Source organism: Rhodococcus sp. 05-2254-2, assembly GCF_002259095.1.
GTDB lineage: Bacteria > Actinomycetota > Actinomycetes > Mycobacteriales > Mycobacteriaceae > Rhodococcoides.
In genome coordinates this window covers 149,084-173,359 of sequence record NZ_NOZJ01000016.1, presented here as the reverse complement: position 1 = coordinate 173,359, position 24,276 = coordinate 149,084, and the positions used below count along the sequence as shown (strand labels likewise).

Here is a 24,276-nt window from a genome sequence, read left to right as displayed (position 1 = left end):
CATTCAACGATCAACTACCAAGTTTGAGCTGTGCAAACACCGATCCGTGCACTTCACCTGCTCGAAGTGTCCGGTCTTGGCGATAGTCTGACCGGCATCCAGAACCGTCATAACCAGGGCTTTTACATATCGAAGGGAAACGTCACATGGCAGCATCGCGCACAATCGCAAACCGGATCGCAGCAACCACCGCAACACTGTTCGCATTGGCACTGTTCTCCTATACCCGGATGACCGAGCGCGCCGGCGGACGCAAAAGCGACAAGGGCTACAGCATGGAGACCGTCGTCATCACCGCCGGCCTCGTCATCCTCGCCATCGCTATCGTCGCCGGAATCACCGTGGTTGCACAGCGCTACCTCAACCGAATCCAGTAACCCCACCACTCGCCCAACGAGACAGGGGAGGACCAGCGTTGCTCACCGACACACATGTACCACTACGCGAATGGCTCACCCGCATACGTCGAGACGACCGCGGCGCAGCCCTCGAAACAGTCGTGGTATTCGGCGTCGTCCTACTGCTCTTCCTCATCGCAATCCAGGCAGCTCTCTACGCTCACGCACGGACCGTAGCGATTTCGACCGGTGAAGAAGCTCTACGACAAGCGCGATCGCAATTCGGCAGCGCTGCGGCCGGAACAGCGGCGGGCTACGCCTTCGCATCCACCGCCGGCCCGACGACCCTTCGAGCACCCGTCATTGTCGTCAACCGAGGCTTGCGAGAAGCAACTGTCCAGATCACCGGACAACCCATCCGCCTCATCCCCTTCTTCTCCCTCGACATCAATGTCAGCGAGACGCTTCCCGTTGAACGAGTCACTGCCCCAGGAACCAGATGAACACCGCGAACAAACTGCGCCAGCTGGCAGCCGCAGCCAGAGCCGACGACCGAGGATCGGCCCTGCAGACTGTCATCGTCGCCCCCGCCACACTGTTCCTGATCGCACTGATCGTCACCTTCGGCGTTCTCGCGCAAGCGCACCAGAAAGTAGTCCACGCCGCGAACGAGGCCGCGCGTACCGCCTCCATCGCGCGAACGGCGTTCTCCGCAGCCCCCGATGCGCAAGCAGCCGCGCGAAACGACCTGGCAGCACGAGGGCTCACCTGTTCCGCTCTCAACGTCAACACCGACCTCGGCGGATTCAGAACTCGCCCCGGCGTCACGGCTTCCGTCTCGGCCACCGTCACGTGCGTCATCTCCCTCGACGCACTCGGATTCCCGCAAGTCATGGGCTCACGGACCATCACAGCAACCGCGACTTCACCCGTCGACACCTACCGGGAGCGCGCCTGATGACCGAAGCACTACGCCGGGCGGTGGCCGCCTGCACACGGCGAGACGCGCACAACGACGCCGGAACCATCGCCATGTGGAGCGTCATCACAGCCATGGCGTTGCTGATCATGATGGGTCTCGTCGTCGACGGCGGCGGCAAAGTTTACGCCAAGCAGCGCGCCGAGCAAGTCGCTGAAGAAGCAGCCCGCGGGGCAGGACAAGCCATCATCGAACCACTCGCAGTCCGCGGTACCAACGTCGTCGTCAACCCGCTGACAGCCCAAGCCAAAGCCACCAAATACCTTGCCGCAGCAGGAATCCCCGGCGTCGTCGTGCAGACCGGACCGACAACACTGCTGATCACCACCACAACGACCTACCAACCCCGTGTCCTCGGTTTGATCGGCGTCGGGCCACAGCAGATCATCGGAACAGCCACCGTCAACCTGAACCGCACCAACCTCGGAATCCCCGGCACACCATGACCAATCGACCGCAGAGCAGACGAGTCGCAGAACTCCACGAGAAGACGGAGGACGTGATTCGACAGCTCGCGGCGCAACGCTGCACGACCCCGGCCACCCTGCAGCCATCGGAAAGGACACCCGCATGACCACCATCCGACGGCGCTTGACTGGTTTGCTCTACCTGATCGTCCTACTCGTCCTCGTCGTCGGAATTCCGCTCGCACTGTGGACATTCCGCGGCAACCCAATACCGACGACGCTGCCCGATCTCGACCAGATCAAAACAGCTCTGACCACCCAAGACGACGGATCACTCTTCCTCGGATTCGTGACCTGGATCGGCTGGCTCGCCTGGGCCACCTTCACCTTCAGCACCGTCATCGAACTCGTCGCAGCACTACGCGGCATCAAAGCACCTCAACTCCGAGGCCTCGGCTTCCAGCAGCGAAGCGCCTCCGTTCTCATAGGCGGAGCGCTCATGCTGGTAACAGCGGGCACCGCCACAGCCCAACCCCTCACCGCCACAGCACTACCGCTCTTCGACGCCCCTGCCCACTCGGCACCGATCCAAGTAACGCAACAAAGCCAACCGCATCCAGCAGAAGCCCCCGCCCGCCCCATCAACGGGGAAACCATCACGGTGCAGCAGGGCGACAGCCTATGGAAACTCGCAGAACGCCACCTTGGCGATGGCTTTCGATACACCGAGATCAAGCAACTCAACGCCGACGTCCTGACCGTCGACGGATGGCTGCAACCAGGATGGAAACTTCAGCTCCCCGCCGCCGCACCCACAACCGTCGACGGGGCCTACACAGTTCGAGAAGGCGACAGTCTCTGGAGCATCGCCGAGCAACATCTGGGTGACGGACACCGCTACAAAGAAATCATCAACGCCGACGGAACTGCACCGTCGACAATCATCCACGTCGGCCAGCAGCTCACCGTCAACGATCAAACCGCCGAGACCGTCACGCCCGAACCGGGTCCGGTTGCTTCCCCCGACCCGGCCCCGGTTGCTGCCGCTCCTGTACCTGCTGCTGTGCCCGAACCGACCGTCGCTCCTGAACCGGCCCCGGTCGCTGCCGCTCCCGAACCGGCTCCGGCTGCCGCTCCTGAACCGGCCCCCGCAGCAGCGCCTGAACTGTCCTCCGCTGCACCTCTCCTGGGTGGCACCGACGTTCCGGAACAAGCGGAGATGGTTCCGGGCGGTGACGAACAGGCTCAGGCAGAAGCGCAGGCCGCTGCCGCCGCCGCTGCGAAGATTTTCGGCATCGAACTCAACAGCGCTTCGTCACAGCTACCTGCTCCGACAGCGGCGGCTCCTGAGCCAGCGCCTGCTCCAGCAGCCCCTGAGCAGGCAGAGGCCCCCGCCCCGTCGGCGGTTCCTGAGCCAGCGCCTGCTCCGGTGGCCGCCCCTGAGCCAGCAGAGGCTCCCGCCCCGGTGGCAGCTTCCGAACCTGCTGCTGAGTCCGCGGGCGCAGATGTTGTGGCACCCGGGCCGGCACCCGCTCAAATGCCTGCTCCAGCGCAGACGTCGTCACCCAGTCCTGCTGCAGCTCCCGCCCCGACTCAGCCAGCCACCCAGATCCCACTGAATACATCGACGACAGACCCGGTATATATCGCCGCCACTGCGCAGCCAAGCGATGTCTCCGAGGATCAGAACAGCACATTGTGGCTCGGTATCTCAGCCCTAGCGGCCATCGGACTGGCTGGGGCCTTCGGGCTGCGCCGGCACCGTCAACAGCACGATCGCCGCAGAGGCGAGACCCTCCCTCAAACCTGGGGCGCTGCAGCAGTTGTGGAAGAACAGATTCATTCTGCAGCGGACAACAACGTCCTCACGCGGCTCGACGAAGCACTGAGGACTATCGCCGAACACGCTCGGACACAGGGCAACGCACTGCCGGCATTACTCGGCGCATTCATCGGTCCCGATGCGGTGGAGCTAGTAATCCTTGATGACTCCGTACTGCCGGACCAGTGGCTCAGATCAGAGACCGGCACCTGGACCCTCCCCGCCGACGTCCGGATCGCCCCAGCACCCACCACAATCAGCCCGTACCCCACGCTCGTGACACTCGGTTCCACAGACGACCGAACCCAAGTTCTTCTCAACCTGGAAGAACTCGGCTACCTCGGCGTCTCAGCTTCACCAGAGCACGCCCGCGGCACTCTCCAGGCCCTGGCCCTCGAACTCGTCGAATCCCCGCTCGCCGACAATCTGCACCTGACGCTGATCGGTTTCGGACAGGAGCTCCCCGAACTGTTCGGCAACGGTCGAATCGAGCACACCGACCAACCAGGCGAAGTGCTGGCCAGACTCGCCCGACAAGCCGAACGTGACCAAGACACCCTCGTCGAACAACACATCGACAGCATTGCAGCGGCCCGTTCGATCTACGACACAAGCGAAATGACCGCCCCCGAAGTAGTTCTCATCGCGAGTCAGTTGACGGCCGACCAACAGCAATCACTCGATCAGATCCTGGCCGCCACACCGCGCGTGGCGTTCGCTGCCGCCAGCACCGCCAGCACCGCCAGCGAGAACACCCAGGCCGCGTGGACACTCGACATCGTCGACCGCAACACCGCAAGCCTTGTCAAACGAGACACCGACGGCGGCTTCGCATTCCAGCCAGCATTTCTCGAGCCGGACCAATATGAAGGCATTACCGCCTACCTCGCGACCGCCACACAGCCAGCTATCCCCACAGAGTCGTCCATGCACGACCCCTGGGCTGCAGCCGAAATCGACGCACACCTCACCGACGCCGAAAGCGCTGAGACCTTCCTCGACTCCGTCACCACGATCGACCCCACCGACCAGCTGCTGCTGAACGGAACTACCGCATCGGAGACCGCCCCCGACGTCACAAACGTTCCGACCTACAGCCCGGACGCCGCGCAGTGGACATCCCCAGAAGCGATCAGGTACGACGACCAGGCCCCACCCATCGCTCCTGTCGCTGGTGACGTACCGGCCCCGGGACATCTCTGGCTCCATCTTCTCGGGAAACCAGCAGTCACCACCCCGACCGGGGAGCCACCCAAGGACGGCCGTGAAGTACTCCTAACCGAGATCGCCGCTCTTCTCTCCATCCACCCGGGAATCAAACACGACTCCATCGACAAAAAGATCTGGCCTGCAGACAATTTCGACAAACTCCCTCTGGAGGATCAGCCGAAAAAGAAGGCGACACGACGCCAGAACTACCTCTCGAGACTGCGAAATTGGTTGGGAGAGACAGAGAACGGTGAGCAGGCATTTCCGAAGCACGGCGACCGCACCGGCCGCACCGGCTACCGACTGCACCCCGATGTCCGATCGGACTGGGACTACTGGCAACAACTGATCGACACCACTCCGGCCGCCGCCACCGATGCGGAATTGCGGACGGCTGCAGAACTGGTAAACGATCAACCATTCGCCGGGACACGGTCAGACCGTTACGGGTGGGCACGAAACCTACAGCAGCACATGATCTCGACCCTCGCGGATGCCCTCGAAGAGCTCGCCACCAGACAAATAAAGACCGGAGATCTTTCCGCCGCGCTCACCACCGCAAACCGCGGCGTCACCGTCGAACCGTTCCGAGAAGGTCTCTGGAGACTGGCGATCATCGCTACCCACGGGAGCGACGAGATCAGCAAGACCCAGGAGCTGATCGACCAACTGCTCGCGAACCTCGCCGACATCGATGTCGACCCAGAACCCGAAACCGACGAACTCTTGCGCGCCCTCGCGCAATTCCACAATGGCGGCAACGCCCTCTACCGGATCGGAGCAATAGCCAGTTGATAGCAGTCGCGTCAATCGAGGTGTCTGAAGTGTCCGGTAAGCACGTTACGGTCCAAACAGCCGCACCATTATCGTTATCGCAGTACAACGCACAGAACAACGTAGGGGGTCCACGATGATCAGCACACGACGTCGCACAGGCGCGGCAATCCTCGCAGTAGCAGCCGCTGCAAGCATCAGCGTCGCATGCGGGAGCGGTGACATTGAGGCGACCCCCGTAACGACCACCACGCAGCCGGTCCTCACGGGACCAGAGGGCGTCGAAAAGTCCCCGGAACAACAGGCGACCGAGCAGGCAACAGCAAAGGTGAATGAGTTCTTCGCCGTTCTCGCGAAGGTCGAGAGCGATCCTGCTGTAGACATCAACATGCTGGACTCTGTTGCGAGTGGAAAGATCCTCGATCAGTTGAAGGCAAACGTGAACCTGCGCCGATCTCAAGGAATTGTCTCCACGGGTGCTGCGACTGTCGCAGATGCATTCGTGACGGAACTGCAGGCACCAAAGGATGCTGACGGGAACCCAATTAAGGAAGAAGCGTCGGCAACATTGCGAGTCTGCATCGACAGCTCGAACTATGACCAGATCCGTCCGGACGGCACGAGTGTGCTCCCTCCTGACCGAGTCCGGCGGGAGCTGGGCAAGCCGACTCTGGAGAACGTGGCGTGGCCAGATTCATCAGGCTGGCGCATTGTTTCCGATGCAGTGACTTCTTCGGGTACCCCATGCGACGCACCATGATCGACGGTTTGGCAAGTAGGCAACTGGAATCCATAAGGGCGGTGGGTCATGCGTAAGCCGCTTGGGGTTATCGCATCAGTGCTTCTAGTTGGAGTGTTCAACGCGAACCCAGTATTTGCGCAGCCGGGGATCGGCACCGGAACTGGCGGTGCCTTCGGCGGAGGCTTGGGTGGTTCGACAGTTGTGGTCGAAGGTACGTACACGAGTGTGCCGTCAGGGGGTGGAACGACTGGATCCGCGCCAGCTGCTGTGGGCGGGGGAGGTGGTGGGAGCGCCGCGCCGTCCGGACCGCCGCTCGAGTTCGTTCCGTCGACTGACGCCGCCAATATGACGCTTGTTCGAAATGCTGATAGTGGTGCCCCGATGGCAGTGAACGTCGTTAATGATGACGGCACAACATGGTCCTGCGAAGCGGCCGGTCCGTGTGTTCAAATTCCGGACGTTGGGGTGCCGGCTACGCCTCCGGTGGTCGACGTTATGACCGTTGTCGGCCAAGCGGTTACGGCAATGCAGTTGGATCCGCCCGGAATAGGCATCACCCCGAACCCCGCAAACACAGGTGCTGTCGGCCTGGTTGGTCTACCCGGCTGGTTCTGGGTCGCTGACCCACGGGAATCGACAGTCGGCCCCGTGACCAGAACTGCAGCAGGACCGGGTGTCATAGTTTCTGCTACAGGGGTCAATACGTCCGTGGTCGTCAATTGGGGGGACGGATCCGTGCCGTCGGTGTGCCCAGGTGCGTTACTGCCCTTCACGCCGTATACCGATGTTGCACAAGGGCTTCCAAGTCCGACGTGCGGCAATATCGTTTATCACAAGACGTCCACTACCGAGCCCGGTGGGACATTCAAGGTCTCCGCGACATCGAATTGGCTCGTCACGTGGACAGCGACGACACCCAACGGGACGGTCGGTGGAGTCATACCCACGCCGCTGACTTCGCGTACTGAAGTTCGGATTGGTGAACTGCAGGTCCTGGTCACAAATTAGAGCCGTGCGCCCCCGCTCCTCGGGTGCGAAATTGAGTCACTCCAGGCTTACCGGTTTGTAGGCTGGTGGAATGCCTGAACGGTTGACTGTCAACGTCACGATGCCACCGGAATTGGCTGGGGGGCAAGTGCAGGCCTACCTGGAAGAGTTGGGGTTCGAGGTCGCCCACACGTCCGCGCCCGATGTGTGGGCGTTAACCGAGCCGGCTGCCAGCATGGACTGTGTCGATTTTATGACCGTTCGCACCCTGTCGGGTTCGGAAGCGGACGTCGATGACGAGCTCGTCGACCTCCCGCAAGACCCTTACGTCTCCAGGCTGGACCATGGGCGAGTCGTTGAGGAGCGCCTTCGCGCGATCAGACAGATGAGCGCGGGTGCGGTGGGATCGTTCCTGTACGGACTCCAGCTACCTGTCATCACCGCCAGCGATCGAGCCTTGTCCGCGGCAGTACAGGACGCGAGTAGGGAGTTGGCCGGAACTTCGGACGACGATGACGAGCATCCGTTCGACCGGCATGCTGTCCACGTTGTTCGCTATGGCAACGCCACGCACCGTCGGATCAGGTTTCCTGGTTTCGTGTTACGTCTGAATCAGGACCCCGAACTTCTCGACGACATACGACGCGGGCCGATCGACGTCGATGAGACCATTTTCGCGTCGGGATCGTCGATCCTGAGCAGTGTCTTGATTCCCGCGAGCCATCTCGGTCCGTTGTTGGCCGCACGGTCTCCATGGGTATGGGCGTTTCAAGCGAACAGGGTGTCGGGTGCGGTGATTTTCACTCTCGGCACAGATATTGTCGGGAGGTCTCCTGTTCCGTACGAAGCGCATCAGGTACTTCCCCGATCACCAGTGGGTCGCCTTCCCCAGCGGCAGGAGCCGCCGGCACCGGAGGCGTGGGGTGCGGCCGTCGCTTGGTGGGTTGCTCAGATGAACTCTGTTCTCGGGCATCTCCTGAACCCATGCCTGTTCGCAGATGCTGACGGTGACTACCTCCCCTATGCGCAGCAGAACCGGTTGATGGAATTTGCGGATCTTCTGCAACGAGTTACCTCGACGCTGCTATCGCTGCACGACGACTACGCAGCCGGAGTTCTGATGTGGTCAGCAATGGACCTGATCGAGGCGACCTGGCTTTCATGGGATCTCACGGCACTGTGCAAGCCCTCGGTTGCGGCGAAAGCGCTGCAGCAAGTTCGAGAACGTATGCCTGCTGATGTTCAGTCCGTCCTGCTTCCGTACGCGGCTTTTGGTGTGGAAGCGTTGACCGAAGTGGGGGACGGGTTCTTCATCAAGAATTACCGTAGGTCGGAGAAGGTAATTCTGAAGCTGCCCGGTGGAGCGGACAAATCCCTGTCACTCGATGACGCAGTGAGTCAGTTCATGCGTTTGCGCAGGAACACTACACACGGGTTCGACAAACCTGATCCCGTCCGTGACCGACTTTTCGCGCAACACAACGGCCGGCTGCCGGCGACACTGATGTACCTGCCGCTGCTGTACTTGATGTACATCATGTCCGATCCTGATGACCTGAGACGTCGTCTGCTCCGTCGATCCGCTCGAAGACGCAGGACGCAGTGAGAGGTGTTCACACACGTTGCCGGTGGTGTGCTGAGACAATATTGCGGTGAGTGTCATGGTGCGCCGGCTGATGGGTGCGGTGTGGCCGACGAGGTTCGGCGCAGCCGAAATTGATGTCGAAAAGGGGGCGCTAGCAGTGGAATCGAACGACCGGGGTGGGCGCGAAAATGCTTCACCGGACTCCGCTGCTGGCGAAGAGATGGCGTCCGAGCTCAACCCGGTGAGTGTCGAGCTGAATCCGGCGGCAATCGAGATGGTGCACGCGAGCATCGAACGGACGCTGGATTCTCAGGAACGCCGAGTGACGAGCATCGATCAGCGCGGGGGTGTGCTGCTGGGATTCGCGGGCATTCTGGTGGGGATCGTGTTGCGCAATCCCGCGGGGATCGGTGTGTGGGAGGTTGCGGGTGCTGCCCTGGCCGGTGCGGCGGCAATCATGGCGGCATTCGTGATTGCACCCAATACCGCGTCGGGGCTCAATCCGGAAGTGGTGTTGGAGGAGTATTCGACAGTCGATGAGACGACGGGCCGGTTCGAGATCGCGTCGACACTGGTGTCGATTTATCAGGTGACAGAGATGCGGCTTCGGAGCAAGCTGATGCGGTTGCGGATCACGACGGGTCTGTTGGCTGGATCTGTGCTGGTGTTGCTCGTGACGGCTATCATTCGGATGTAGGAGGACATCATGGCTACGGTGAACGAGCAGCAGAAACCTGATCGACCGGTGGGCTCGGCGAGCCCGGCGACGGCGTCGCGGCGTCGCAAGGTGGCCTTGCGTCCCAATCCTCGGCTGGTGGGCAACTACGAGGGCAGTTCCCGCACGATCGACGAAGTGCGACGCCAGATAGAGAAGCAGCAGGGGGCGTCGGCGTGACGGCCTCGAAAGATCAGAATCCGCCGGCGGGGTCGTCGGCTCCACGTGCCAGCGCGCGCCCTGTGGTGGTGGTCCCGACATCGGCTGCGGGTGATCGCACCATTGTTCGGGCAGCACCCAACGAGAGAGCTATCCGCAGCATCACTGCGGGGGCTGCACCTCAAAATGTGCGGTCCGCTGTCCGCCGCGAGCACTAATTTCGCGCGCACGCCTTTGCGCTGTGTCGTAGATGATCCAAAATTGGGCTAGCAGACGGTGCCAAACGTGTTCGTCCAGGTCGCCGATCTGCAGCGTCGACTGTGTCTGCTCCCGATCACGCTTGGCCGTTACCTGGGCAGCTGTGGTGATCGATGCAGCAGCGGGGGAGGGCTTACGATGCGGCCACCGACCCGCGTCGAGTGCTCGATGTAGTAGTCGAGCATCGGGTGAAACTCGGCAGGGTAATCCCTTAGCCAAAAGCTTGCACGGTGTTCGACGAATTTCGACGCAAACCCCGCGACACTCAGACAGCGGTGGTGTGGGCAACCGGACCGCATGTATGGATCTCATAGCGATACTCCATTGCCGCGTGTCCGAACGGCGAGGACCAAACGTGGCACAACCAGCCATTGCTTACGACTTTGCGACGGACTCCTGTCACGGGCGGCGAAGTAGCCCTGCAGGTGTGGAAGCGTACGCGGGGTCGTTGAACACGGCGCTGTCTTCGCCGACATGCTCCGCAACGCCAGCGGGGGGTGGCCCGAGGATTTCAGTTTTGATGCAGCCTTTGGTCGAGTCGAGCCAGGTACGGGAATCGGCCCCAAGTCGAAATGGATGGGCCATGTCGTTGGAAATGATGTTGCGCATGATGTTGTACACCGCCGAATTGGGTTGCCGGGCCAGGAGCTGATTCATCAGCGATTGCCGGGTGGGCACCAGGTATTGCGGTTTCTTTCCTGTTGGGGACATGCACTCGAGCATCACGTTGGTCGATGCAATCAACTTCACGAGCTGGATAGCCGTTGCTCGCTTTTCCTGGGCGATGGCCACATTGACGGAAAGTGCGTCGGTATAAAGCGGTATCCCCACTTTTTCGATAGGTTCGGAGCTCAGCGGCATGACTGAATAGGTCGAGGCGTCGACGTTGTCGATGAAGTGGAAGATTTCGGTCAAGCCTACGAAGGCTCGACCGATCCGCTGGTTCCATTTCGTGATTCGGTCGTAGCCCGAGTCGGGATATGTCGCCTGGGCGTACCCGGCGATGTTTCGCAGCACCTGCATGTCGGCGAGGCCTTGCTGATCGAGTCCTGGACAGGGGGGAAGGGCGGGAGTGAGCGGAAACTGGCCCGACTCCTCCATGACGGCCTGCTCGTACATGCACGCGACGGTCGTTCCCCCAGTAAAATCCAACAGCATGCCTTGACCCTGCGCGGGCCAGACTGCTTTCGGATCCCCGTCGCCGAGGATTTTGTGTAATTCTTCGACAGTCATCCCCGGCGCACCCAGTGCTGCGTCAGTGAGACGGCGAATCAAAATTTGCATGCACCCTAAATACGGTATTCCTTGATACTCCGAGGATTCCGTTTTCAGCGATGCGAGAGACCACGGGTAAAAGTCTGCGGTGCCGTCGATATCGAACTCGACACAGAACTGACGCATGTGATCAGCGAAGATGCAGTCGTAGGCAAAAACGTCCACAGTGGACGGCGGATCGCCTTTGTAACAGTCGTAGGTGTAGACGAAATTGAGAGCGACATCCGGTTGGACGCTGTGCCACGCGGCTCTGATGGTGGACTCGAACCATTTCGGTTCGGGCGTGTACGGGTACAAGGCGACGTTCAACGTGGATGCGTCGCTGGCTGGAGGTGGCTGGTTGGTGGGGCCGGAATCCTTGTTCAAACTGCGTCCGAACTCGGTACTGGTCACTGCACACTTCCCGTCATCACACTGTCTGCAGGGGAACGGCGATTGCCTCATACAGTCGCATGATTTTCCGAAAGTGGCAAGGATCACATTTACTTACCCTCGATCCACGGACTGAGGTGACCCACTGTGGTCGATGACCGAATTGTGGGGTCGGGACTGGTTGGGCGTGTTTCGTCCGCTGGTCTACCCAGCATTTCCACGATTGTCGTTGCTCGGGCCGAGTCGGCGGGTCGGGTGAGGATCAGGCGGGTGTGGGTGGGCTGATGCCAATGATGTTGCGCCATAATTGAAGCCACGCATCGAGCCACGGCCAGTGTCGCGGCAGGTGCAGTGTGGGTGTGCGTTGTGGCCGCACGAAACGCGCGGCAATGTTGACGATTTGCGCCGTAGCGTTATTCCGCGAGCTTTCGCGTGACGCCCGCCGGAGACGGTTCCGGCGGCGCGCAGCAGGTTGTGGGCGATCGCTGCGCACTGCACCCAGGCAGAGCTCGCGCCAAACGATCCTGACGGCATGTGCGCGAGCGGTCCGTCGATCAGATCCGAGAACACAGTCTCGATGACCGCGTGTGCACGGTGGACGACATCTGCGGTCGTCGTCGGCAGGGTGCTGTTGGTAAAAAACGGGTGATACCGCCACACCGGAAACAATGCATCGCGGTAGCGGGCGTCTTTGACCCGCCGCACGATCAACCGTGCAGAAACAGGATACGCGGTGGAAGAGAAAGCGGTGAACGATGTTTCGGCGACCTCGGCGTCGGAGATCCAGCCGTCGGTGTCGGGGTCGCGGACCGCTCCCGGGTAGCGCACGGGCGTCCACGCGGTGTCAGGGATGGAGGCGATCGCTCGTTGGACGATTCGGTTCTTGATCAGTACGAACGAGAACTTGATGCAGGCGCGTACGACGCGGCTGTTGCCGTAGGCGGAGTCGCCGCGGACCATGATTTTCCCGCTGGCGAGACTGGATGTCGCAGCTCAGCCCTAGTCATCCGGGCGAGCACGGGTGGCCCATTCTAAGTCGACTCTCAGCCCGGTCGCCTGCCCTCCGTACGATCAAGGGGGTGCTGACCGATCCACTGCCGAATTCCGGCTCACTTGAGCGCTATGAGGCTTTGCCCACGATTCTCCAGCTGAGGAGCTACCTCTCGGAGATCCAGGCGGAGCCGACCGAGTGGATCTCGGTTCTACGGAATCGAGGGAGCGGAATCAAGTACAGCTCGCTTCAACCTCTTCTGGTGGCGACATCGGACCAGCGCAAATTCCTCGCCACTACCGATTGGTCCATCAACGACCTCGGCGAGCCCAGTTACAGCTCTGATCGCCTCCCGGCCTTCCGCGACGGCTTGACCTCCAACCCTGATGGCTACGACCTTCATCTGTTCGTCAACGTGTCCTGGGTGCCATCGGCAACCACAGAACCCGTTATCGAATTCACGCCGTCGTTCGTATGGTGGTTGGGCCTGATCACGCGATCGAACGAGACAATGTATCGAACTAATCACGCGGGCCGCGATGAGGAGGTCGTCGAGATCGTCAGACCGAATCCTGGTGAATACGAGGTTCGAGTCAATGCACGGCACCTCCGAAAGTATCTCGCGGCCCGGAGCATGAGCCTGGTGATCCAGCACGCCCATTCTCGGGCTGACGACAGCGTGCATGAAGCTCGGATCGACCTTGAGATTCGCACCAAAGACGCAGCGTTCGCCTACACGGCGTGGGACGCGTATCGGGGGCCTGGTTTCGTAGCGCAGTTGGTTGGGAAACAGGCAGTTTTGCCGTTCGCGTCCGCTGGCGAGCACCCCGACGATCTGCAAAGGCCTGAGCGGTTTCAATCGTTCATCGTTGACATCGACCCCTCGACCGGCGACGAGGTTCGTTTGAGTTGCGAGCGCGATGAAGCGAACTACCTCACCCCAGTCTTCTTCGACACGGATGTTCTGACCCGATACCGCGACAACCCAGACCGCTACACGGTGCTGCGGACCGATGTCTCGTGCCACGGTCGGTGGGCCATCGATGTCGACATCAACGGTGCCAACCTCGTCCAGGTGTGGCTGGGACACCTCATCCGGCTACCCGAGACCGAGCGAGAGCACTGGCTCACACACAACGTCCCGCCGAACGGTGGAATAACCATCACACGTAGCGTGCGGGACCTAGCGGGCCAGTGGGTAGAGGACGAACGCCCTGACCCTGCTCGGCTGAGACGAGCTAAGGCAGAACTCATCGAGGCGTTCACTGGCTACTTCGGTGAGTCGTTGTACAAGCAACTCGGCCCGGCTGACCTCCGTGCGTTCGATGCCTTGGCATTGTGTACCAATCCAACCGAAGGCCAAAGCGACAACGGTGTCATGGTTCTGTCGAAAGGGATCGTGGATGCACTCGATGTCAAGACTCTTCGAGAGTCCTCGGGCGCGGACACGAATAGTCCTTCGCTTGCCTGCCTACAGCTACTCGTCGAGAACTTGGGTGCCGACCCGAATGGTCTCGTCGGACCCCTACGCCAGCTTCAGGGAATCCGATCGGCAGGCTCGGCCCACATGAAGGGCACGAAATTTACGACTGCGCTGTCGGCCGCAGGACTGAATTCTCTTCAGCCGGACAAACAATTCGAGACAATCGTAGATCGGGTTACGATGGCTCTGCAGGGCTTGTCCGAGCTGTTCCGAAGGACGCCCCCGCAAGTGTGATGGTGCCGGTCATTTTGTTCCAGTCTCGCTCTGATCATGGGTTCGCATTGATCTCACCCCACGCGTCTAACGCGTGTTGGTAGGTCGCCACAGCACCCGATTCAGTCGGAGCATCGCAGAGCGCGATCGCAGCCCTGGCAAGCGACGCGAGCGCAAGATCTCCCAGATCCAAGATCGCGTCGTCGCCATGACTGAGCAGAGTAAGCATCGTGGTAGCCATCATCTTCGGATGTTCCAGGACTTCAGCGGGCTGAGGCTGGCCCAACTCGATCAAGGCCAGCGCTTCGAGAAACATCGGTACAGCGAACGCCACCCTCGGATTGATTGCGCTCATAGCGTGAAGGTTAGCAATCGGCCGAATACCGGATGTTCTGGAGAATCTCTGAGACGGTGGAGGTATGACATCGAAACGTACCTCCGCCGGCGACAAACGCGCCCGCAAGGTCCAGCAACGTCGAAAGCGACTTGCACAGCAAGGGGTCTCACGTGAGCAGCACGCTGCGCTGGTGCTCGAGCGCAGCGGTGATCCCTCGTTCGTGCAACGGCGCACCAACGCCGACGGTGGGCGCACTCTGTCGTGGAGCAAGGACATGGTGGGTGGTGCGGAGCTCAACGACTCTCTCGAAGAGCAGCGACAGGCGTTTCGGGACAAGTTCGGCCGAGATCTCGGGCCGAACGATCCATTGTTCTTCGACCCAGCTGCTGACACGCCGCAGGAGATCAGTGAGGAGAACTTGTTGGCGGACGTGGACTCCCTGATCGACAAGGCCCGCGAAGCAGGGGAGAACCCCGCCTACTTCCAAGCATGGCGCGACACCGGGTTCTTGCTCACCGAACACAACATGCATCTGTTCTCCGCGTCGGATATCGACGAATGGAACGCGGCGCTCGAACGGCATTGGGACGAAGCGGCATTCGGGCCGTTCGACGATGCATCTTAGGACCTACGGCATGTTCGGGCGGCTGCAGCGAGTCCGAGAGCGGTGGTGAAATTCCCACGCCGCTGACCGCGCGCACTGAAGTCGGATGGGCGAACTTCGGGTTTTGGTCACCAGTTAGTGCTGTGTCGCGTCGAACGGCAATTGCACCCTCGCACTATTTGCGCTCTAATTATGTACATGACTACTTTGCCGGTCGCGGATGCGCGTGCGCGTCTGTCCAAGATTGTGGACGATGCAGAACAAACCCACGCCCGGTATGAGATCACCCGTAATGGGCACCGGGCTGCTGTGTTGCTCGCTGCCGACGATTTCGATGCGCTGCAGGAGACCATTGCAGTGCTATCGGATCAGGAACTGCTGACATCTCATCTTCGGGGCGTGGCGGAGCTGCCTGAGGGTGACAGTCTCGATGCGAAGGAGTTGGCCGAGGTCATGCGGGTCGCTGGCCGGTCTACCCGCGCGTGAGTGAGCCTGAAGCGCCGTATCGGCTTGTGATTGCTCGATCAGCGTCTCGCGCTATCAGTCACACTCTTCCCGAGAAGGTCGCCGCTGCGGTGTACGAGTTCATCACCGGAGCATTGCTGGAGAATCCGCAGCGGGTCGGGAAGCCCCTGGCCCCGCCGCTTTCGCCCGCCTACAGCGCCCGCAGAGGCACCTACCGGGTTCTCTATCTGATCGACGCCGGGCAGCGCATCGTGCAGGTCACCGCGATTTCACACCGGTCAGATGCCTACCGCTGAGAAGATTGCGTAGCTACCGGATTATGTTGCGGAGATCAAGCCTCGTAGGCGTAAGGCTTCCACCAATGGTGGGTGGGTCGCGGTCTCCATCCAACCAGATTTTCGGTCCGCCTTGCTGCCGAGTGAGTCGGATACTGCGCTTCGCAGAATTCGGAGGGCATCTTCGATCGCCTCGCGATCGGCGTGATCGCGATCGAACCAACTCATGTCCGCGCCGATGACTCGTTCGTACTGCACCAGGGCACCATCCTTGTTCACTCCCGCTGTCTCCATCAGATCTAGTGAACCGATCGAGAAGACCAGAGCCCGAGTGATCGTTGTCGGCATTCCGCGCCGGTTTGCTTGGTAGACGGTCGGATCGACAATCCGGCCCATTGCCGGAATCCACAACACTAGGTGTCCTGTCCACCATGTGTCCGACTCCCATTTCGGTGTGCGGCTTCCCAGCTCCACCCACTGCTCGTCCGACCACGCCACCTGCCCGTACACGACCAACGGCTCAGCCTCGATCCCGTAGTCACGCAATGCCGGAATCAGGCAACGCACCGCAGCAATGCAGGTGCCGGAAAAACCGCCCTCGGTGTAGGCCTGCCAAATCTGGCAATGCCGGTCGATGATCTGCACTTCTGCCGGTGCAGTCACGCCAGGATTCGCAGGGGGACGGATCCCCGCTACCGGTGGTGTGACGTACCCGGCCCGCTGCGCCCATTCTGGCAATGCAGCGGCTCCCGGACCGCTACGCGATCGCCCTGACCCCTTGCCTGCACCCTTGCGTTTCTTGCTCACCGGTGACATTTAGACGCTCCCAACCCACCTCGACTCTCTGCCCCGTCGCAGGAGTTTCGCGTCCCGACCGTACCGGCCAGGTACGACACTTCCCGCACGCTAACGATCACATCCCTGTATTCAGGTTGACATGGTTGACATGACGCGAACAGCCGGGGATGATCAGGGTATGTCCACTGTCGAGAAGGATTTCGAGGTCATGGCGCACCGGCTGGTCGAGGCCAGTGGCGCGCCGGACGAGCGTGATCTGGCGTATGCAATAGCGGGCCTCGGCGGCATCGTCAACGGCCTCAAGGCGCGTCGCGCGTGGAGTGAGCACGTAGGGGAAATCTTGACCCCCAGTCAGGCCCTCGACGTTGCGGGTTGGACGCGTGCTGCCTTGAGCAAGGCTGTGAAAGAGAACCGCGTTCTTCGGTTGACCGGCAGCAACGGCAAATACGGCTACGCCGCCGCAGGCTTCACCGATGCCCAACCGGCGAAGCCGATTCTCGGCATCCAAGAGGTGCTGCGTGTGTGGGCGGGGCAGGACCCGCGTGGATGGTTGGCGGTCGCGTGGCTGACTACCGAACAGCCAGAGCTCGACGGCCGTACACCTCGGCAAGCACTTCTCGACGGGGACGTTCCTACGGCTGCTCGCGCTGCCCGGGCTGCGGTCAGTCGGCTTGCGGCGTGAGCGCTGAACGCGCCGTCGTTCATCTGTTCGAGCCCAAGCCCGTCGGTGAATTGGCGGAGCGATTTCCGTCGTGCGTCTACCCGGCTGGGGCCGAGCTGTTTCGATCGCATCAGGCCAGTCTGGGACCGTGGTGGTACTCATCGAATGGCGGCGGCAGGTTCGACCTCGAAGCCCCTGATGGGACTTGCTACCTGGCCGAAGACGAAGTGGTCACTCTCCTGGAGATTTTCGGTGGCCAACAGGTCGTGCCGAGATACGAGGTCGATGCGCGTGCAGCGTCGACGATCACGTTGGATGCTGATATCAGGCTCGCTGATCTGACTGCGAACACCGGTGTCGCGCTCGGAGTCACGGCAGAAATCTTTACTACCGCCGACTATCCGCTGACGCAGCGGTGGGCGGCCGCGTTACGGGAGGCCGGGTTCGAGGGTCTGCGGTACTGGGCCCGCCACGACCTCGAACATGCCCGGCGGTGCATTGCACTGTTCGGGCAAGCGGGGGTGGCAGGCGAGGAGCATCGTCATACCGTCCAGGCCACGGTCACCCTGTCTGAGCGAGCGGACCTGCTGGAGCGGTGGCGTGAAGAAACTGGTGTCGCGATCTTGGACGTACCAGATCTGTTGTAGCGATCGTGGTCAACCGCCCGCAAGGTATTGCTAACGAAACTTACAGTAAGTACTGTAAGTCTCATGAAGATCAGCGCACGTCCTCTGCTCGACAATTCCGTCGACGCCGAACTGTTCGTCGGCCGGCGAGACGAACTCGCCGCGATATGGGACGGATTGAACGCTGAGCTCAACGTTCTGGTGACGGGGGACCGCGGCACAGGCCGAACGTCGCTGCTTAGACAGCTGCAGCTCGACAGCCGAGAGCCGTTCACCGGTGCCCGCCGCGAAGGCGACTTCCCGATGAGCTTCGTTCGGGTCGAGGGGATCTCGGACGGCCGTGACGTGCTCGCCCGCGTCGTAGAACAGGTCACCGGCGAACCGGCAGTCGACAGTGACGGGCCCGACGTCTTGCTGCGGCGATTGAGTGACTTTCGCCTGCAGTTCATCGACGCCACGCTTCGGAGGTGGGCAGCAGAAAGCGACGACGGCACTGCTCCGCTTGGGACGCGGCTGTATCCGGTGATCATCGTCGACGACGTCACCGCATCGGCCGGGCACGCACTGTTCGGGCGGTACCGCGATGAGGTGTGGGCGACGGGATACCTGTGGGCGGTGTCGGTGCGTGAAAGTGACCGTCAAGGTCTCCTGACTCCGCCTGCAGATGCATTCTTCGAGAAGATCGTCGACGTACCCCCGCTCTCGAGAACGGAAAGCATCAAGTTGATCACTCGCCGCGCGGGAATCGACATGGAACCGCAAGCCAGCACCCTCGCTGATGCGGTAGGGCGAAACCCCCGAGATCTGGTAAGTGCTCTGCGGGGATTCCTGCAGGACCCCGGGTCGTACGAGGACAACTACCTGGCCCTCGCCGATAGAGACAATGCGCTCTGGGCTTTGGGTCGCCCAGCGTCGATGCTGGCGGCCGAAATGAAGGTGCGGGGCCCGGTCAGCGCATCGGATGAAGACTTGCTGGCCGCGTTGGGGTGGACGCGTCCTCGTGCTGTACAAGTCTTCAAGCAACTTTACGAGAAGGGGCTGGTCCGGAGCAGCGAAGTCTCGTCAGGTCCCGGGCGGCCGCGGCGGGTGTACGAGTTGACTCCGCCGGCGGAATGGCTGCGGACCGAACACGCTGATCCGGAGGACCAGAAATGAGTGACGCCCTACTGCGTCAATTGCGGGACTCGAAGGCCTTCGACCCGTCGCCGGATCCGGATCGTATGTGGCAGGTCCATGTGCCGTTCGACGTCCTCACTGGCCCCGTGAGTGGTGACTACGAGCAGCGCTTCATGGACGCTGTTCGGCGGCGTGAGCGTGTGGCTCTGATCGGTGCCAGTGGCTCGGGTAAGTCCTCGATCACCGAGTACGTGATGGACGCTCTTCACTCCGAAAACGTTGCAGCACTGAGGATCAGGATGGGATTTCAGACCGACTCCCTCGTCTCCGATCCGGCTGAATTCCCGCGTCTGTTGGTCAACACCATCGCCAAACAGCTCGACGAGAACCGGGCAGTCCAGAAGATTGCTCGGGAAATGCGTGGAGGTTCCCCACATCGACCGGTCAAATTCTCGGTTGGTCTCCCATGGTTGGCCGGCAATCTCGCGATCGAGCTCGGCAGCGTGGTGAACGAACCATCGCAAGGTGAGGATGTCGTGGATCAGGCCATCAGGGTCCTGGAACTGATTTCGCGCAGTGGCTTGATTCCGACGCTCGTGCTCGATGACACGGACCAGTGGATACGTCGTCCAGGTATCGGCGTCGATCCGGAGCCGCGGATCGCAATGTTCTTCGGCTTGACTCTGAGGATGATCGCCGAGCGACTTCCGGCAGCATGTGTCGTCGCCGTCCATAACGACTACATCGACAGCCCCCACTACAAACAGGCTCGCGAATACCTGAACACGCGAATCACCCTGCCCGCCTTAGCTAATTCAGCCGCGCTGGGGTCGATCATCGGTAGGCGGGCCCGCCAGGCCGCGGGAAATCCGAATCTCGGCGCGGTCGACGTCATCGACGCTGACGCCCTCCAGCATCTCTTCGACCACTACGGGGCCGGTCGCAGTGTCCGCCGGGAGCTGGTCGTATTGCAGGATGCGTTGGTACGAGCGTGTTCTGCAGTAAGTGAGACCATCGCCGCAGCTCACGTCGTCGCTGCGATCGCTGCAGGCTAGGACACGACTACCGGCGTAGGTAGTTCGCAAAATGCATCGCCTGAACTGCAATTCGGGTTTACCAACCCCTTTGCAGCTTCAGTAGTAGGTGTGAAACTGCTTGGCCCTGTCCACCGCATCGAGGACCTCAGCGTCGAGGCCTTGAGCTTCTCGTTCGATCGCGTTTACCCGTCGCTTCATGCCTGCTCTGGCGAGCCACGGCGACCACATCAGTCGACTGAGCTGCGCTGCTGACAAGCGCACACATCGCCCCAGCGCAGTGTTGATTCCCCCGGCTTCTTCCTGACCGTCTTTCTGCTTTACGTCGTCGTCGCTCGTCAGGCGCGCCACAGTGGCCAGTTGGATGTACAAACGCAGTGGCCGTCGCGGAACCCGTGCAATGATCGCGGCCGTCTCAAGCTCGCGGACACTGTCCTTGAAGTGCTGAAACGACGGATCAGTGGACGACGACCCTGCCCATCGGGTGCGTTCGGTGCTCGCCAAGTGCCGGAGAACCTCGCTACGCAGTTGACGGCGTTGCTGACTGCCGATCAGGTACTGGCCCGCAAAGGATCCGATACCGAGAGCTCCGATAATCGAGGCCACACCACTGATATCCATTTCGTAACAGTATTCGGATCCAGAACTTGGGGTCGGTTGACGCAACGTGAGTGGTGAAAAAGGAGAGATTTTTCCGTACCTATTGCGCCTCACGCGGCAGCAGATGTTCCGACTCCCGAATATTTGCCGGTGCTCGAAGTGTCCACCTCCGCAGGCATAATCGTGGACTGTTGGAGCCGATCGACTTTGGAATGGCGAAATTCCTCGCCTAGGGACGGTAGTGCTTCGGTCGCCGACAGATGGTCGGATCCGCGCGTGCGAATCGGAGTAGAAGGCAGTCCTATGTGGCGATGGACCGGAGAGAGTGTGACATGACGGTTGCCGATCAGAAGGTTTCGGAGCGGGAGAATGCCGAGCATCGCGCGCGTCCTCCGCAGAAACGTGCGCAACGGACCCGTGACGCGTTGATTACCGGTGCGGCTCGAACCATCGCATGTGGGGGAAGCGGCGTCACGGTCAACGACCTGATACAGGCTGCAGGGGTGACCAAAGGGGGCATGTACTTCCACTTCCCATCGAAGGACGCTGTTGTTCATGCAGTGGTCGACCAGGCTGCTCGACAATGCGAGTTCCTCCGGGCGCATCGCCCGTCTACAGGAGACACTGTGGCCGATGTTCAGGACTTGCTCGGCGGCTACTTCACTCATGCGAAACGGTATTGGTCTCTGAGGGCAGCAGCGGTGTTGTGGACCGACCTCCACTACGAGGACGTCGCACGGGCCGCGACCTACCACCCTCTCAGGGCCGCGGTCCTGGCCCTTCTGACCAGCAACGGCAGGCTGCCGACGATATCGGTGGACACTGCCGATGCTGTCATGGCCATCGTGTGCGGCGTGACGACCACCGCCGGGCCGGGGGGCTTCGGTGACGGCGGCGATCTCGACACCGTCCTGCGGTTGACGGGGCCCGTGATCGCGGCTGCCGGTGCAGTGGCGGTATGAACAGCGGTGGCGGGGACTCCGGGAAGCCTTGATCTCCGCCGGTTACCCGCGGCCGGTAGTGGGCGACGAGCCGGGCCAGCTCACGTTGTCGTGGGGCACCGGTGTCGGCGTACGAGAGATGTGTGTGAGCCCTTCAGGGGTGGTCGCCCGGACACCGGACGCGGTCTTTGCCTTGGGCCTGTTACGTCAGTCGGCAGCAGACTGGGTATCGCCGCTGCACCCGCTGATCGCAGAGCCGATCGTGCGCACATCCGAATCGCCCTTTCGGGTAGTCGAGCCGGTGACCAACATCGTTCGGAGCGCGTCGGTGATCCGGCGTTCGATGACGTGCCAGGTGAGTTTCCTGGGCTGTCAGTGTGCGGCGTTGTACGCCTCTTCGATGTCGGTGGGGATGCGGCCTCGATCGCCGATCTCGTGACCGTTGTCCGCCGCCCACTGCCGAATTGCGCGAGTCTGCGCCGGGTCACGCTTGGCCGGTGTCCCGGCTGTCGAAGGCGTCGACGCGGTTGCGGGGAAGGGTTTACGTTTGCGTCCGCCAACCCGCGCGGCGTGCTTGATGTAGTAGTCGAGCTTTCTGTGAAACTCGCTGGCGTTCTTTGCTTTCAAGTCGATCACGTACTCGACGCCCTGGACCGCGAACTCGATCGTTTCACCGGAGTCGTCGATGACCGATCCGTCGATGTCGTCGACCAATTGAATCGTTTCTAGCTTGGCCACAGTGAAGAAACCCTCTCGCAAAAATGTATGGAAGACAGCTAAGTGAGCGTATAACGGGTCTGCGTGGTCGTGACAACTGTGGGTGCGGCGCGCGTGGTTCGGATGCAGGATCGAGAGAGTGCGATTATGGGCAGCGCTCCATTCGTGGTCGGCGATGAAGCCCAAGTTACTAGTCGGGCGATGACGTCGACGCCGTCGAATGTCTGGTTGTGCTGTTCTGACGACCGTTCGATCAGGGAAATGAGGCGGACCAGCCCTTCCGCGTATCGGGCCAGGGTCCGCGGCGAGAGGTCGTAAAATCGGTACACCCATATCGTCCCGGAAGTGGCCTCGTTGAGAACGCGCGCGGCCGTGCGCGGATCGATGACAACGCTGCCGCCTACATCAGAGGGGTCGTATTCGCCCGTGTCGGCGGGTCCTTCGACATTCTGCGCGTAGTAGCCCACAACGTTGGTCGCGTCTGTGTAGCGGTACCTCTTCGCTTTCAGTGCGCGGAGCAGGAAGCCCTCGTAGATGTAGTTGTCACCACGCTTGGTGGGGTAGACCGTGCCGTCGTTGTATCCCTGATACGCACTACGCTGATCATCAGCGACATCGACGCCGCCGAACCCCCTGATCAGGATTAACGGTCGGCATTTTATTTCGCCCATCTGAACCTCCACGAGTGTTCGTCGCAGCAGGCACATGCCCCCGCTGTAACTCGTCGTCCTTGACTCAAATCGACGGGTGGAGATACCTGAGGTGCAACCGCGAACCCGCTGAGCTGGTCGTTGCGGCCAGGCCGCTTCTGATGGTCCTCGTGTTGGGGGGCGATGTCACTGGTAGTTAGGGCTGACAACCGTTTGAACGGCAGACCCGTTGGCCTGCGGATGAGAATTCGAGCTGTTCGTGGTGTCCGGTCCTGACGCTAGTGTGCATCGACAGAGACAGCCAACAGGGGCCTTGGCCTATCGGTGGGGGTGAATGATCATGCGAGACAAGAGCGGTGGAGATGTGAACGTCGACGGAAGCGGGGACGCCGTAGGACACGTCGTGGACAGGTTCGCCGCGGTGATGACCGAATTCGACGTCGATACTGCCGGCGTGGGTGTGCCGTGTATCGATTCGGTGTGGCAGGGGGAGTTGCGGGGATGAGGGGCCGGCAGCTCGTCGTTGTTGACGTCCACACCACGGGGCCGTCGTTCGAGGCTCACGAGGCCTTCGAGCTCGCCGCGATCGACGGTGCATCCGGGAGGGTGTGGGATCTCGCGCTGCCTTTGACATCGGCACAGCTCGAACGGGCGGATTCAACATTCCTGCAGCTCAGCGGATACCACCGTCGACGGCTGGTGGAAAAGGCGCAGCATGACGCGTTGACCATTGGAACGGAGCTCGCGGCGCTCAGTGATGTGTTGGCTGGAAACACGCTCGGCGGCGCAGATCCGGAGATCCATGCGGCATTTTTGAGCAAGGTCTTTCACCGGCATGGTGTCCGGTCGCGTTGGCACCACCTGCCCGCAGATATCGCGGCGTTGACCGCCGGTGCCCATGGGATCCCCGCAACCAACATTCCGCGGCTGGAGGTGTGCTGCGAATTGTGGAATGTGCAGCTCGCGGAATTTCCTTCGGCGCTGGATCGGGCGCACGCTGTCGCCGATTGCTTCGCGGCGTTCGACCGCAGAAGCGGACGGGAATCGGTGTCGGCAACGCTCAGAGGCGAGTAGGTGTTGAAGCAGCCGCTTATTGCGCTGGGCCACACCTGAGCCCCGCAGTTCTGTCTCGGTAGTCACGCT

General features: G+C 61.3%; 26 protein-coding genes and 1 pseudogene. 20 read left to right on the top strand and 7 right to left on the bottom strand.

All coding sequences use genetic code 11. From position 1 onward, the window contains the following. Positions 1-146: 146 nt before the first annotated feature. The 9 genes from CH283_RS19310 to CH283_RS19270 all read left to right on the top strand — a co-directional run bounded on the left by CH283_RS19310 (position 147) and on the right by CH283_RS19270 (position 9,738). Positions 147-377: a hypothetical protein gene (locus tag CH283_RS19310; RefSeq protein WP_015586077.1), complete on the top strand. Its 231-nt coding sequence runs from the start codon at positions 147-149 to the stop codon at positions 375-377. Positions 378-415: 38 nt separating this feature from the next. Beyond that, complete coding sequence (locus CH283_RS19305) at positions 416-841, top strand: type II secretion system protein (protein WP_015586078.1); 426 nt, start codon at positions 416-418, stop codon at positions 839-841. Continuing rightward, a complete protein-coding gene (locus CH283_RS19300) occupies positions 838-1,296 on the top strand; it encodes a TadE family protein (protein WP_015586079.1) in 459 nt (152 codons plus the stop codon). The genes CH283_RS19305 and CH283_RS19300 overlap by 4 nt, the downstream gene beginning before the upstream one ends. Beyond that, entirely contained in the window at positions 1,296-1,763 is a 468-nt protein-coding gene (locus CH283_RS19295; RefSeq protein ID WP_015586080.1) for a pilus assembly protein TadG-related protein, read from the top strand. The genes CH283_RS19300 and CH283_RS19295 overlap by 1 nt, the downstream gene beginning before the upstream one ends. A 124-nt stretch (positions 1,764-1,887) precedes the next feature. After that, on the top strand, positions 1,888-5,550 hold the full coding sequence (locus CH283_RS28990) for a LysM peptidoglycan-binding domain-containing protein (RefSeq protein WP_015586082.1): 3,663 nt from the start codon (positions 1,888-1,890) through the stop codon (positions 5,548-5,550). Between the two features lie 115 nt (positions 5,551-5,665). Next, positions 5,666-6,289, top strand: a complete 624-nt coding sequence (locus CH283_RS19285; RefSeq protein ID WP_015586083.1) for a hypothetical protein — start codon at positions 5,666-5,668, stop codon at positions 6,287-6,289. Positions 6,290-7,349: 1,060 nt separating this feature from the next. Then, the gene (locus CH283_RS19280) at positions 7,350-8,864 is read left to right on the top strand and encodes a hypothetical protein (protein WP_015586085.1); all 1,515 of its coding nucleotides are present in this window, start codon (positions 7,350-7,352) and stop codon (positions 8,862-8,864) included. Positions 8,865-8,910: 46 nt separating this feature from the next. Continuing rightward, complete coding sequence (locus CH283_RS19275; RefSeq protein WP_139278539.1) at positions 8,911-9,540, top strand: hypothetical protein; 630 nt, start codon at positions 8,911-8,913, stop codon at positions 9,538-9,540. A gap of 9 nt (positions 9,541-9,549) precedes the next feature. After that, positions 9,550-9,738, top strand: coding sequence for a hypothetical protein (locus CH283_RS19270; RefSeq protein WP_015586087.1), 189 nt, complete (start codon positions 9,550-9,552; stop codon positions 9,736-9,738). Positions 9,739-10,374: 636 nt separating this feature from the next. Here CH283_RS19270 and bcmE read toward each other — a convergent pair. Both bcmE and CH283_RS19260 read right to left on the bottom strand, forming a co-directional pair. After that, positions 10,375-11,643, bottom strand: coding sequence for a thiamine pyridinylase (gene bcmE, locus CH283_RS19265; protein WP_032364993.1), 1,269 nt, complete (start codon positions 11,641-11,643; stop codon positions 10,375-10,377). A gap of 241 nt (positions 11,644-11,884) precedes the next feature. After that, positions 11,885-12,591: pseudogene (locus CH283_RS19260) on the bottom strand (transposase); the annotation flags it as partial. A 110-nt stretch (positions 12,592-12,701) separates the two neighbouring features. Between CH283_RS19260 and CH283_RS19255 the strand changes: the two are divergent. Continuing rightward, on the top strand, positions 12,702-14,330 hold the full coding sequence (locus CH283_RS19255; protein WP_052049375.1) for a hypothetical protein: 1,629 nt from the start codon (positions 12,702-12,704) through the stop codon (positions 14,328-14,330). A gap of 34 nt (positions 14,331-14,364) precedes the next feature. Here the strand turns inward: CH283_RS19255 and CH283_RS19250 are convergent, their stop codons facing one another. Further along, entirely contained in the window at positions 14,365-14,664 is a 300-nt protein-coding gene (locus CH283_RS19250) for a hypothetical protein (RefSeq protein ID WP_015586093.1), read from the bottom strand. Positions 14,665-14,728: 64 nt separating this feature from the next. On the opposite strand from CH283_RS19250, the gene CH283_RS19245 reads away from it, so the two are divergent. The 3 genes from CH283_RS19245 to CH283_RS19235 all read left to right on the top strand — a co-directional run bounded on the left by CH283_RS19245 (position 14,729) and on the right by CH283_RS19235 (position 16,011). After that, positions 14,729-15,271 (top strand): hypothetical protein, encoded by a 543-nt coding sequence (locus CH283_RS19245; protein WP_015586094.1) that lies wholly within the window; start codon positions 14,729-14,731, stop codon positions 15,269-15,271. A gap of 177 nt (positions 15,272-15,448) precedes the next feature. Continuing rightward, the gene (locus CH283_RS19240) at positions 15,449-15,736 is read left to right on the top strand and encodes a type II toxin-antitoxin system Phd/YefM family antitoxin (RefSeq protein WP_230591632.1); all 288 of its coding nucleotides are present in this window, start codon (positions 15,449-15,451) and stop codon (positions 15,734-15,736) included. A 26-nt stretch (positions 15,737-15,762) separates the two neighbouring features. Continuing rightward, complete coding sequence (locus CH283_RS19235; RefSeq protein ID WP_371828030.1) at positions 15,763-16,011, top strand: type II toxin-antitoxin system RelE family toxin; 249 nt, start codon at positions 15,763-15,765, stop codon at positions 16,009-16,011. 21 nt (positions 16,012-16,032) lie between these two features. Here the strand turns inward: CH283_RS19235 and CH283_RS19230 are convergent, their stop codons facing one another. Beyond that, entirely contained in the window at positions 16,033-16,653 is a 621-nt protein-coding gene (locus CH283_RS19230; RefSeq protein ID WP_032364994.1) for a hypothetical protein, read from the bottom strand. A gap of 313 nt (positions 16,654-16,966) precedes the next feature. On the opposite strand from CH283_RS19230, the gene CH283_RS19225 reads away from it, so the two are divergent. The 4 genes from CH283_RS19225 to CH283_RS19210 all read left to right on the top strand — a co-directional run bounded on the left by CH283_RS19225 (position 16,967) and on the right by CH283_RS19210 (position 20,246). Continuing rightward, on the top strand, positions 16,967-17,470 hold the full coding sequence (locus tag CH283_RS19225) for a hypothetical protein (RefSeq protein ID WP_015586098.1): 504 nt from the start codon (positions 16,967-16,969) through the stop codon (positions 17,468-17,470). Next, a complete protein-coding gene (locus CH283_RS19220) occupies positions 17,467-18,096 on the top strand; it encodes an RES family NAD+ phosphorylase (RefSeq protein WP_015586099.1) in 630 nt (209 codons plus the stop codon). The genes CH283_RS19225 and CH283_RS19220 overlap by 4 nt, the downstream gene beginning before the upstream one ends. A 63-nt stretch (positions 18,097-18,159) precedes the next feature. After that, a complete protein-coding gene (locus CH283_RS19215; RefSeq protein ID WP_015586100.1) occupies positions 18,160-19,230 on the top strand; it encodes an ATPase AAA in 1,071 nt (356 codons plus the stop codon). After that, positions 19,227-20,246: an ATP-binding protein gene (locus CH283_RS19210; RefSeq protein WP_032364995.1), complete on the top strand. Its 1,020-nt coding sequence runs from the start codon at positions 19,227-19,229 to the stop codon at positions 20,244-20,246. Before CH283_RS19215 ends, CH283_RS19210 begins: the two co-directional genes overlap by 4 nt. Before the next feature lie 78 nt (positions 20,247-20,324). On the opposite strand, the gene CH283_RS19205 is transcribed toward CH283_RS19210, so the two are convergent. After that, complete coding sequence (locus tag CH283_RS19205; RefSeq protein ID WP_015586102.1) at positions 20,325-20,846, bottom strand: hypothetical protein; 522 nt, start codon at positions 20,844-20,846, stop codon at positions 20,325-20,327. 311 nt (positions 20,847-21,157) lie between these two features. On the opposite strand from CH283_RS19205, the gene CH283_RS19200 reads away from it, so the two are divergent. Next, positions 21,158-21,787, top strand: coding sequence for a TetR/AcrR family transcriptional regulator (locus CH283_RS19200; protein ID WP_015586103.1), 630 nt, complete (start codon positions 21,158-21,160; stop codon positions 21,785-21,787). A gap of 351 nt (positions 21,788-22,138) precedes the next feature. Here the strand turns inward: CH283_RS19200 and CH283_RS28820 are convergent, their stop codons facing one another. Continuing rightward, positions 22,139-22,504, bottom strand: coding sequence for a histone-like nucleoid-structuring protein Lsr2 (locus CH283_RS28820; RefSeq protein WP_015586104.1), 366 nt, complete (start codon positions 22,502-22,504; stop codon positions 22,139-22,141). Positions 22,505-22,542: 38 nt separating this feature from the next. Next, entirely contained in the window at positions 22,543-23,166 is a 624-nt protein-coding gene (locus CH283_RS28815; RefSeq protein ID WP_230591901.1) for a hypothetical protein, read from the bottom strand. Positions 23,167-23,473: 307 nt separating this feature from the next. On the opposite strand from CH283_RS28815, the gene CH283_RS28390 reads away from it, so the two are divergent. Next, a complete protein-coding gene (locus CH283_RS28390) occupies positions 23,474-23,638 on the top strand; it encodes a hypothetical protein (protein ID WP_155289035.1) in 165 nt (54 codons plus the stop codon). A 101-nt stretch (positions 23,639-23,739) separates the two neighbouring features. Next, positions 23,740-24,207 (top strand): hypothetical protein, encoded by a 468-nt coding sequence (locus tag CH283_RS19190; protein ID WP_139278538.1) that lies wholly within the window; start codon positions 23,740-23,742, stop codon positions 24,205-24,207. Positions 24,208-24,276: the final 69 nt, after the last annotated feature.